This is a genomic window from Nostoc mirabile CHAB5784, assembly GCF_020829645.1.
In the GTDB taxonomy this organism is placed as follows: Bacteria; Cyanobacteriota; Cyanobacteriia; order Cyanobacteriales; family Nostocaceae; genus Nostoc; species Nostoc mirabile.
Map to the genome: position 1 here is coordinate 1 of NZ_JAIVFS010000161.1, position 11646 is coordinate 11646.

9 protein-coding genes and 1 pseudogene are annotated in these 11646 nt (G+C 43.3%); 4 read left to right on the plus strand and 6 right to left on the minus strand.

Going from position 1 to position 11646, the window contains the following annotated elements:
- Window positions 1-300 precede the first annotated feature (300 nt).
- A complete protein-coding gene (locus tag LC653_RS41555; RefSeq protein ID WP_229501133.1) occupies window positions 301-585 on the plus strand; it encodes a hypothetical protein in 285 nt (94 codons plus the stop codon).
- 70 nt (window positions 586-655) lie between these two features.
- Here LC653_RS41555 and LC653_RS41560 read toward each other — a convergent pair whose 3' ends face one another.
- The 4 genes from LC653_RS41560 to LC653_RS41575 form a co-directional block, all read right to left on the minus strand.
- Window positions 656-3562 (minus strand): DUF3769 domain-containing protein, encoded by a 2907-nt coding sequence (locus LC653_RS41560; protein ID WP_229501134.1) that lies wholly within the window; start codon window positions 3560-3562, stop codon window positions 656-658.
- A 197-nt stretch (window positions 3563-3759) separates the two neighbouring features.
- On the minus strand, window positions 3760-3876 hold the full coding sequence (locus LC653_RS41565) for a photosystem II reaction center protein I (RefSeq protein WP_015114068.1): 117 nt from the start codon (window positions 3874-3876) through the stop codon (window positions 3760-3762).
- 475 nt (window positions 3877-4351) lie between these two features.
- Window positions 4352-5047, minus strand: coding sequence for an acyltransferase (locus LC653_RS41570; RefSeq protein ID WP_229501135.1), 696 nt, complete (start codon window positions 5045-5047; stop codon window positions 4352-4354).
- A gap of 643 nt (window positions 5048-5690) precedes the next feature.
- Window positions 5691-5855 carry a hypothetical protein gene (locus LC653_RS41575; RefSeq protein WP_157816823.1) on the minus strand — a complete coding sequence of 55 codons (165 nt, stop codon included), beginning with the start codon at window positions 5853-5855 and terminating at the stop codon, window positions 5691-5693.
- 636 nt (window positions 5856-6491) lie between these two features.
- Between LC653_RS41575 and LC653_RS41580 the strand changes: the two genes are divergently transcribed.
- The 3 genes from LC653_RS41580 (at window position 6492) to LC653_RS41590 (ending at window position 10333) form a co-directional block, all read left to right on the plus strand.
- Window positions 6492-6815: a hypothetical protein gene (locus LC653_RS41580; protein ID WP_100902696.1), complete on the plus strand. Its 324-nt coding sequence runs from the start codon at window positions 6492-6494 to the stop codon at window positions 6813-6815.
- A gap of 708 nt (window positions 6816-7523) precedes the next feature.
- On the plus strand, window positions 7524-10088 hold the full coding sequence (glgP, locus tag LC653_RS41585) for an alpha-glucan family phosphorylase (RefSeq protein ID WP_229501136.1): 2565 nt from the start codon (window positions 7524-7526) through the stop codon (window positions 10086-10088).
- 107 nt (window positions 10089-10195) lie between these two features.
- The gene (locus LC653_RS41590; protein WP_229501137.1) at window positions 10196-10333 is read left to right on the plus strand and encodes a hypothetical protein; all 138 of its coding nucleotides are present in this window, start codon (window positions 10196-10198) and stop codon (window positions 10331-10333) included.
- Between the two features lie 68 nt (window positions 10334-10401).
- Here LC653_RS41590 and LC653_RS41595 read toward each other — a convergent pair whose 3' ends face one another.
- A complete protein-coding gene (locus LC653_RS41595; RefSeq protein WP_229501138.1) occupies window positions 10402-10869 on the minus strand; it encodes a DUF29 domain-containing protein in 468 nt (155 codons plus the stop codon).
- A gap of 37 nt (window positions 10870-10906) precedes the next feature.
- A pseudogene (locus LC653_RS41600) lies at window positions 10907-11527 on the minus strand (DUF429 domain-containing protein); the annotation flags it as partial.
- Window positions 11528-11646: the final 119 nt, after the last annotated feature.

The following is an 11646-nucleotide window of genomic DNA, read 5'->3' on the forward strand; positions in this document are numbered from 1 at the left end:
GGACGCAGGTCTGGGTTGCCGAGTCGCGCTGGACGTTTTTTACTCATGATGTATCACTAAGAACATCAAACCAGATGTTCTTAGATTATATCTTTTGCATCCTTTTTGCTTAAGTTGACACCAATGAGCAATGCTGTGCCCCCACCGTGTATGCATCCAAATGAGAGCCGTAATAGTAATTCGTTCTCTTCTTTTAATCATTTTTATTGATGATTTTGATAAATAATTATATTGGCTATTATCAATAGTTTTTCTTAAAGTAAAATTATCAATTTTGAATACGTGTAAAAGATATTACTCATGGAAAAGATTAATCCCATACCAGAAATACTTGGTGAAACAACTGATGTAGAAACTTGGCTAATTCGAGCAGGGCTAAGATTTTCAGACTTAGGTAACGATGCTGCAAGTCTTGCAATCCGTAAGCAATGGCGAGAGTACCAAGCTGCAGTGCAAAGATGCTGTGCAACCCTACACCAACCACCGTCACGTATTCAACTAAGGGGCGACTATGCCAAGCTGAGAATACCTGGTGCGGCATCAACCAATTGTGCGATAAGCTGTCGAGTCGTACCAAATCCTTAGACTGGGCAAAAGATAGAAAATATCCATTGCGGTTAGATAATCAAGTGTCGGGCAACTGCTAACTGTTTGACTAATAATCCTGTTCTACGCCGCCTACCACTGGCTTAACTTCCGAAAATGGATCAGTGCCGCCACCCCAGTTAAAATCACTAATTCGGAAGCTGATGCCGCCTAACTCCAACACCGGATTGTAACGCAAGGTGATGCCATAAGTGCGACGGCTATATTCCAAAATGTAGTCGGTGGTAGTTTCTCTACCAGTATCCAAGTTAACAGATGTTTGAAAGCCTAAGCGAAAAGGGCCGTAGATTTGCTGTGATATCCCAGCGCTCAATACTCTGTTATCAACGGAGCGATCGAACAAAAAGGGTGATAATCCGTTGTTTAAGCCTTGAGAATAACTAATATTAAAGGCGGTATAGTCGAAAAAAGGTCGAGAAAAATGACCAATTTGACCTTGTAAGCCAATTCTACCAGTTAGGGTGCTTTGGTTATCACCATTGGTGTAATAACTGGTAGTGCCTGTAAGTCCAGCGATCGCTCGCAAGTAAGGAACTACAGGGTTAGCCGTGTATCGTAATCCCTCAGTGGCAGTGGGTGGTAATGGTTTTCCCTGCCACAGCAACAGCCCAGTACTGAGGGAAGCACTGCCTTGTAAACGACCTAGTGAGATGCGATTGTTTTCCCGCACTGGTTCTAATAAGTCTTGGCGATCGGTGTTGGCATTGATATATCGAGCGCTTCCCTGATAGGTGAGGTTGATGCCACTCTTGCCCAAAGGAATTACAGGAGAGGTAACAATGCCGCCAAGACTGCTCTGGACGGTTTGAAAGCCGAGGGTACCGTTGTAAAAACGATCGCGGTAGCTATACTCCAGATTCAAAAGATGGGGAAGGGAAGTCCCTAATGTCTGGCGCAATCCTAACCTCACCCGCAAATTATCTTCTAGCTTGTTCAAGTCAAAACTAGTTAACTCCCCAGTCCCCTCAATTACTGCTCGTGGACTCAAAACAGAATTTATCTTTGTCTTGACAGCAAACAGTGCGCCTAAATCACCCGTGCCTTCTTGCACAGCTTGCTGTACTAACAACTGGGGCGTGATCGTCCAGCGTGTCTGCTCTGTATCGATCACTGGAAAGCCACGCTCAATATACAAACCACCCCGATCTTCTCCATCATAGCCGGGGGAAACTATTGCAGGTGTAACGTCCCGCTCCCGGCGGTCAATAGTCCGCTCATTCAGAGGAATTGGTAAGGAGATTCTTTGATCGAATACCAAACGCTGATTCTGTGTCCTGATGCGGTCTACCAAGGGTGATTCTCGCGTCAGAGTTACTGTATTTGCACGCAACTCTAGTTCTGGGGGCGAAAAAGGATCATTGGTGATGCGGACATCCCTTGCTTGCCAGCCTTGCGGATAAAAGTCAATGTGTTCAGCTTCAAACCTGAGTCGATTGACTACACCCCCTGTTTTCGGTGGCGCGATGTTGCTAGCATTTGCCTGACCACCAAATACCACATCAATTCCTCCAGGGCTGCTCACACCTGAAAGGGGCTGATTGGCTCTAATGCGATCGCTGGGCGGACGTTTTGGAACTCCACCAGCAGTTATATCGGTGGGCGAAAAAGCAAAATCTGTTTGTGTTGAGGGTACGTAAATTTCTCCTCTACCATTTAGCAGTTCCCCACTATCTTGAACAAAGTTATAGGTAAAGCGTTGTCCACGCAGTATCTGATCGCCCCGTGTTAAAGTTACGTTGCCGTAGCCCGCAGCAATCAAGTTGTCTAAATTGACTTGCAGGCGATCGGCATCCACCACCGCCCCATCAAATCGCACAACTACATTCCCAACAGCTGTAATAATTCGCCGTTGCTCGTCATACTCTTGCCGATCTGAAGTGACTTCCACAATTCTCGGTTTAGCTGGCGGCGTGCTAGCTGGCGCAGTTGTACCAGATGGTTGACTTTCTGGCTGATTAGTGCTGTCTACCTCTGGTATAGGCGTTGGTGCTTGAGCTTGTTGTTGGGCTTGGGACTTGAATCCTACAGTGATGGGCGATGAGAGTTGGTTTTTCGGGTTACGAGACTTGAATTTTATAAAATTTTGTACTGATTGAGAACTCGGTGCAAGATCAGCAGCAGATACAGAGATATTGTCTTTTGCTGAAGACTGTGGTGCAGTAATATCACTTTGCTGTTTTTGCTGGGTTAACTTCTGTGCTAAAATTCCCGCCTTGGATTCGACTAACTTGTTGCTGTTTGTGGCAGTTGGGACAATTTGAAGAGGAGGCAAAGATTGGGCGAGTTGGGGATTTGGGGAAACTCTATAACTAAAGCTACCATCCAAAAAGGTTTGTTTTTCACCAGTAGAGTTGGAACTTAGCGTAGACGCAAAGCGGCTTGTCGTCAGACATCGCTCACCGAGTTTTTGAGAAGATTCACGTTTTACGTTTACAGAGGAAGCCTCCGCTCCAACTTTTATTGGCAATACAGTGGCTTCTCTTTGCATCTCCCGTTTGCGTAATGCCGCTCTTAGGAGAAGTTCCGAGCGCCGAACATCGACACTTGGACTTGTCTTTGTGTCTTCTTTATCTTGGTAATTAGAGGTTTTAACCTCCGGCGTGGGATAACCAACGATTAGCGATCGCCCCAAAAGTGCAGCAGTTCCAGAACTCTTGATGGGAGAAATTTCTGGTGGGAGGGTTTCTGGTGGATGGGGTACAGAGGGAGTTTTGGCAACTACCAAGTCATTCTGAGTTGAGTTAATCGGAGTTGGCAATGGCGGATTACTCTTCGTGTCACCCGCAATTGGCAACTGGGCCAAATCCTTGGGCTGCTTGGATTTGTCTGTCTTTTCGTGTATTCCAGTATCTACACCTGAAAGAAAATTTGTATGACTAGCAGATGAGGCGGGATTTACAACTTGTAAAGATTCGAGGATAAAAGGCGGATCAGGCGGCAGAACTGGATGAAGCATATTTGAGCATAATCGGGCTAACAAACAGCCAAATGACGGACGGAAGGATTAAATATACATTTTGCCTTCCGACTGTCGCCTTCTGCTACCGGTAGCAAGCCACTTTGAGCAGGAAACTTACTAGGCGAAAGTTTAGTAAGTTTCCGTGGCGTTTAATATCTTCCGCCTTCTAAAGTCGCGGATGATTTATCGCTCTTTTACTCTAAGTCCCGACGGCCGGGGTTACGAGCTGGATCGTTTGACAAAAATCCGAAGACGAAGATAGTTACGAAGAAGGCAACAACAATATAAACAGCGATTTTTAAAGTCAACATAGAAATATCTCCAAGGGGTAAGACAAAGAAAGCTTTTCTTTCAGGATCTGCCATGCAGAAAAGATAGCTCCTTTATATTACCCAAATCTCGTCCCTTTTTGAGAGGACTCTTGCCGCAAGGCGGAAGTCAAAAGTCAAAAGGAGCCAGTGCGTTCTTCTCCCAAAGGGAGAGGGTAGCGCCAACGCGTAGCGTCTCGTAGAGAAGGGGGTTTCCCCCATGAGCCACTGGCGTCGGGCGTCGCATCTGCCGACTTTTCGCTCTTAGGGTTCCGGCAGGGTAGCAACTGGCTTTCAAAAGTCAAAAGAATTGTATTCCGGACTTTTGCGGTTGTCTGACTTTTAGATGACCCTAAAAAATAACTCGGAGACTAGTTACTCTTGTGACGTTAACTGAGGGCAAAAGTTTCTTCAAAAAGGGAACAGCTTAATTGTTACAGGAGATAGTTACCATGCCCCATGCCCAATGTCTTATTTCTCAGCTTGAAGTAATGCTTAAGTCTTTGCCAACTCGATTTTTGATTACTCGTGCAGGTATGCCTACAGCAACAGAGAAAGGAGGAATATTTCTATTTACAACTGCTCCCGCACCAATAACACTGCCTTTGCCGATAGTAACGCCATCTAATACTGTTACTCCATGCCCTAACCAACAGTCATCCTCAATTACAATTCCCTTGCGAGTAACACCTTGGTATTTAATCGGCTCCATCGGATCGGCAAAATTATGATTGTTGGCATATATCCCTGAGTGGGCAGCAATCAAGCAGCTTTTACCAATTTTAATGTCTCCTGGCCCCTCAATACACACGTTGGGAGCAATGAATGTGTCTTCATCAATATGTATACACGTATTTTCCAAAGACCCTATATCAACGTTACGCTCAATAGCAACTCTATTTCCTAGATGAATTTTATTATTTTTGTGTCCTCTAGCATCCATCCGCACACCCTTGAAAATATATACTCCACTGCCTATCTCAATACAGCAAGTACCGTTAAATTCAACACCATCTTGAATATAAACTGGGCTGCCTATCTGGGCAAAAATACTACGATATCCCAAATTACGCAACTTCGGCCCCAGAATAAGTGTAGGAATATCCCCTAACACAGTAGTTACTACAAGTTCTTGCACGCGCTGCAATTTTGAAAAATATTTCTCGTTATGCATGGCTATATATCTCTTCAATCAATGGTTGTTGGGAGTATTGAAAGTTGTTTTGGCTGTATCCTAATTTTCTGCCAACACTAGAAATATTTGTATTTATTAATACATGAAAGTGAGTTGGCAGTATTACCGAAATTTACCCATATTTTTAGATGGTTTTCCAATTGAAAAACCAGAGTCTGGCTTTGACTATGTGAGCAATTATTGAACTTAGGTGTGTATAATTACCCAATTTATATGCACAATTGCGTTAAATCGTTAGAAGCTTTTCTACTATATGTACGTAAAAATTTGGCTTCTTTTTCACCATAACAATTAACAAAACAATTTCAGTGCATTGCAGAGTCAAACCTCAGACTATTAAATTGTCTGATGGGGAAATTTGCTGGTTTAGATAGGCTACTGTTTCGGTTATCTGGCAAATTTGCAAAGCTTGTTACGCAAATAGGGATAAAGTTGTTTGCCTTGAGGCTAATTTTTATCAAGCGGTTTTAGTCTTTTGAAACAACTTAGTTCCACAAGCTATTTTGCAACAAAAAATACATTTAACTAGACTATATTCAAAAATTAGATAAAATTTCTGCCTAGCATGACGATGTAATTATTGTTGGATTTTTACGGGTATTTTTGCCCAAATAAAACCCCACTAGGGTGGATTATCTCCCACATCAGCCATCACATTGAAGTTAACCATCGGTGCAAACAAGTAAGCGCTTCCCCGACTGCTATGACGGCTTTCTTGCAACGAATTTCTAGAGTATGCTGCTCCAATCATGTTGCACACGGATGATTTATAGACTAACCAATTCATGTTTTTAATTACATAAATGGCTTTTAATAACAATTGTTTTTAACGATAGCACATTTTATTTTTAGTGGAACACTCTTATTAAATAAGTTGATTTCCAAGTTGCTTGTTGATCATAATGGTGAGATTAGTTAATTTTTTTACTAAAGCGATGCCTACGGTGGTCACTGAGCGCGGCCGTACCCCTTCGGGGATCTTGCTACGCGCAGCGTCTCGTAGAGAAGTGCGGGCAAAGCCTACGCTACTCTAAATTAATTTTATACATTTAGAGAAAATTTTTTGAAAACGGTAACTTTAAAAATGCTCTAAGCGATTCATTAGCATTTATGTCTATATTTCTACCGTTGCTTGTCCAAGTAATTTTATTTTTTTGTGTTAACTCAGAATGATATCTACTATACTTATGACACCCTCTTCGTTAAAAAGCTAAAAATTTTCCTCTTCCCTATTGCTTGTATCTAAAAATTTGTAAATCACCCATTCGGGTGAGCCAAGCGGGTGATGCGTGCTTGTCACTAGTTATTATAAATTTTATTGAAAGAAAGCTAAAACGTAGCTTATTTTCCAGGAGAAGTCCAGAAAAAACATCAAATGCCCAGATTGAAGTATCGGTTTTAACTCACACACTTGGTTCAAATTATGGCTTTAATTAAAGAAATTGCCCAAGAAGCTCTAAATATCGGCTATCTGAGTGTTGTAGCCGAAGATCAACTGCGATCGCAACTTCAAAGTAATTATGACTCAGAAGACCTAGATGCCTGGATCATTTTACAGCGAGCTATTGCGGCGGGTGATGTCAAACAGGAGTCGCGCCGAAAAAAAGCTTCTCTCTCTCCTAAAGCCAAGGACGCTTCATCTAGTATCAAACTTGCTTATCAAATGGCAGCCGAGATTGCTTATGCAGCAGCTGTAGCTTTGTCAATGACAAAAAATACCAAAGATCAGCCTTCGCTAGGCGCGTAAAATAACACCAGACTAAGTTATTTTTCTGCTTTATTATTAAAAATTTATACCAAGTAGTTAGCGTAGGCGTAGCCCGCACTTCTCTACGAGACGCTACGCGTAGCAAGATCCCCGTAGGAGTACGACATGGTTCGACTCCCTTCGACTGCGCTCAGGGCCAGCCGCTCACCAGCCGCTCAGTGACCACCGCAGGCATCGCTTTTCCTAGTTAACTGCTTGGTATTATTTTTACTCGATCCAATTTTAAACGATGTCTACGATGGGCTATTCGGCCTCGCATCACCTTAACGGAAGTATTATCCTAAGTCTTTCCTCTGACACTGCCTCTACGCTAGGGCAATTTTATTAAAAAATAATTAAAATTTTAACTGTTCCTTGACGCAGGTATGATTAATTTTCACCCACAGCCAAGGACTGAGATTGATCCCCGGAATCAATTCTAAAATAAATATAAATTATTTATTCTAAACTAAATTTTTTTAAGTGATACATGACAGTAAATGATTAAATTTTAATATACCAAGTACATGGCTGAAGGTAAGGCATAGAATTAGAAACACCTTAGTGTAAACTTTAGCAACTAGGTTAAAAAGATTCTCAATGCTTAACAAAGTCATCGCTTTTTCACAAACTACTGTATAAAGAATTGGCAACATTGGTAAAGAGAGTAAACAATAACCATAGCTAAACTTGGAGTTTTGCCAACCTATGCAGCCAATTCGCACATTTAACGTATCCCCTTCACTACCGCCGCGACTCGAACCACTACGGCGGCTAGCATATAACTTGCACTGGGATTGGAACGTTGACACTAAAGATTTATTCCGTCGCTTAGACTCTGACCTGTGGGAGTCTAGCCATCATAACCCGGTGTTGATGCTGGGTACTATCTCTCAATCGCGGCTTCTGGAAGTTGTCGAAGATGAAGGCTTCCTAGCGCAAATGGATCGAGCTGATCGTCAGTTAGACGATTATTTGCAAGAGCGCACCTGGTATCAGAAACAACGGGAGCAGAAACCAAAGGAATGCTACGCCTATTTTTCGGCGGAATTTGGACTTGTAGATTGTTTGCCCGTCTATTCTGGGGGCTTGGGCGTTCTGGCGGGGGATCACCTCAAATCTGCCAGTGACTTGGGGCTACCGCTTGTGGGCGTAGGTTTACTGTATCAGCAAGGCTACTTTGCCCAGTATCTCAATGCCGATGGCTGGCAGCAAGAACGCTACCTGCTCAACGATTTCTACAATATGCCCTTGCATCTAGAGCGCAATCCTGATGGTTCAGAATTGCGGATTGCAGTAGATTATCCAGGACGCAAGGTGTATGCCAGAGTTTGGCGCGTACAGGTAGGAACGGTTCCCCTGTATTTGATGGACACCAACATTGAACCCAATAACACTTACGACCACGACATTACAGACCAGCTGTACGGTGGCGACATCGATATGCGTATCCACCAGGAAATCATGCTGGGGATCGGTGGTGTGCAAATGCTCAAAGCTTTGGGGCTGAAAGTCACCGCTTACCACATGAATGAAGGACACGCCGCCTTCTCTGCCCTAGAACGCATCCGCTTGCTGATTCAGGAAGAGGGACTGAATTATCCCCAAGCTAAACAGGTGGTGGCTTCCAGTAATATTTTTACTACCCACACGCCAGTACCAGCAGGGATTGACTTGTTCGCTCCCGACAAAATGCTGTACTACCTAGGGTACTATGCAGAAATATTTGGGTTGCCCAAAGAGCAATTTTTAGGACTGGGGCGCGAGAATACAGGCGATTTATCTGGGCCTTTCAGTATGGCGGTGCTGGCGCTGAAGATGGCAACATTTTCTAACGGTGTCGCCCAACTGCATGGTGTGGTGTCGCGGCAAATGTTCAAGGGTTTGTGGCAGAATGTGCCAGTAGAAGAAGTGCCGATCGCAGCAATTACTAACGGTGTCCATGCTCGGAGTTGTGTTGCGAAATCTACTCAAGAGTTGTATGATCGCTACTTAGGACCAAACTGGTCATCAGCACCACCAGATAGCCCATTGTGGGAGCGGATGGACGCCATACCTGATGAGGAATTGTGGCGCAATCACGAACGCTGCCGCTTGGATATGATTTTGTATGTGCGGGAGCATTTGGTCAAGCATTTAACTGATCGCGGCGCTTCCGCCTCCGAAATTATCCAGGCACAAGAAGTTTTAGATCCTTACGCTTTCACCATTGGCTTTGCCCGTCGGTTTGCCACCTACAAACGCGCTACCCTCTGGATGCGTGATTTGGATCGCATTAAGCGGCTTTTACTAGGCAATAAAGACCGGAAAGTGCAATTTGTGATTGCTGGTAAGGCACATCCCAAGGATATTCCCGGTAAAGAACTCATCCGCGAGATCAATCACTTTATCCGCGAACAACATTTAGAAAAACAGGTAGTGTTTGTTCCCAATTACGATATTCACATCTCCCGGTTGATGGTTGCGGGTTGCGATATCTGGTTAAACACACCGCGTCGTCCACGGGAAGCCTCTGGTACTAGTGGTATGAAAGCAGCAATGAATGGCTTGCCGAATTTAAGTGTACTAGATGGTTGGTGGGATGAAGCTGATTACGTCCGCACAGGCTGGGCAATTGGACATGGCGAGAATTACGACGATCCCAACTACCAGGATGAAGTAGAAGCAAATGCTCTCTACGAATTGTTAGAGAAGGAAGTTGTACCACTATTTTATGAACATCGGGATAGTGATGGCTTACCCCGTCCGTGGGTTGCCAAAATGAAGGATGCAATTCGGTTGAATTGTCCGTTCTTTAATACAGCGCGAATGGTAGGAGAATATGCCGGACGAGCTTATTTCCCGGCTAGCGATCGCTATCATACCCTGACTGTTGATAACTATGCCCCAGCTAAAGAACTAGCTGCTTGGAAAGAAAAACTGAGGGAACACTGGTTCAACATCAAAATCAAAGATATTGACGTATCAGCAGCTTCAGACATTGAGGTTAACCAAACTGTTGCTGTCAAAGCCAAGGTTGACTTAGCAACTTTGACGAATAATGATGTGCAGGTGGAGTTATATCAAGGTGCGATCGATGCCAATGGTGATATTGTCAACGCTGTGCCAGTGGTGATGGATTACCAAGGGGAGGATGCACAGCAGTTGAGTATTTACACGGGTAATATCACCTATACGGCTTCTGGTTTGCAAGGTTTGTCTTTGCGTGTATTGCCGAAAAATCAATACCTGGCTAATGCCTATGAACCAAGGTTGATTGCTTGGGCAGAATAAAAGTAGTGAGTAATTGTTGAATACTCAAGATTAGGCGTTGCTGATTTAAGTTTAGCAACGCCTTTTATTTACTTATTGGAAAAGTACGAGACGGGAGAGAAAAATCTATGAACAATATTTCTATTAAAGAACTTGAGGAGAAAATTGATGCAGGAGAGGAAGTCGTTGATCGTTATTTTGACTTTGCGACAACCAGAGTCGGAACGCGTCGTAAAATGACCTCACGAAGAGGACAGGATATATAGCGGTTCTCGTTTACGTGAGGTACACCTGGTGATATAATGCTGATTTAAGTTTAGCAACGCCTTTTATATCAAACATTTTTAGGTAGATAATTAATATCTAGTAGCTCTTCTAAGGTGTAAGTACAAGATTGAGGTAAATTATCTAGTTTGCCTTCAGTTTTCTCAATTACATATCCTAAAGCATCATCATAAATTGATGCTGATTCATTTTCTAAGTATTGATATAAATTCGTTGTCAAATGACGTTTTAATTGATTCCTAAAACTTCTAATTTCTGCTTTCCAATGTCCAGAATTATATTGATATTCTTCTGTCCAATATTGCAGCGATAAAAAATGTCTAATAATTTCTTCTAATAAACTAGCAACCTTGGCTTTGTCTCTACGACCCAAATTTTCTAGCTCCTCAATTAAGTTTTCTAAATCTAATTCTTCTAAATGGTTAGCTTTCAATAGTTTGATTGTTTCCTCTAACCAGAGATGATCATCAATTTCATAAAGCTCTTTTAAACTCAAGTTAGAACTAACTCCTTGCATAAAACCTCTTTGAGTTAAATCTTACGAGATTACAATTTTAGGCTAACATTCTTTGCGGGATGATAATGTAGCCAGTGGTGCGACGCCGATAGCGTAGCGGTAGCGAGTCCGCGAGCGTCATAGCCCGTCGTAGACATCGCCTAGTACTAAATTACGTTGTTCTCCCCAATACCACCAATAAGCGGCAACATAGGCGCAAATTAAGCTATCTAGTTTATCTTCGGTTGCTTTGAGGGCTGCGCCTGTGGTGGGGATTTCAAGAAGGAACAAACCGCAGAGGCGCAGAGGGCGCAGAGGAGGAGAGAAGGAGGGGAGGATATCGAGAAGATAATTTTGGAGTTTGGTTAGTTCTAGGCGGCGATCGCTGAGGCGTCCTTTTTTTGTATTTGAGGATGCGTTCTAAGTTGAATAGGTTAACGATTGCTGGGTGGGGAAAGACTTCTATTTGATATCTGCTGAGTTTTTGCGGTTCTATGGTGGGTGCATGTGCAAAACCGCGTGATTCTAATTCTAAGCCAAAGTTGATGGTGCGATCGGCGAAGGGTAGATTTTGATTAGTTGGGTAGCATCCTGCATGATATTTACCAAAGTACTTATGGCTGAGTTTGTCGGGGAGGCGGGTTCCAGTGGCGTTGGGTATGAGAGTAGGTGTGCGAATCGTTGGCTAGAAACTAAGACCCATAAGGGTCTGGAGGATTAGCCGCAAGGTACTGAACCTTGACAACTGAATGACCATGTAGGTGATAGTTAGTATCCTAGAATCCTCAAATCCTACCC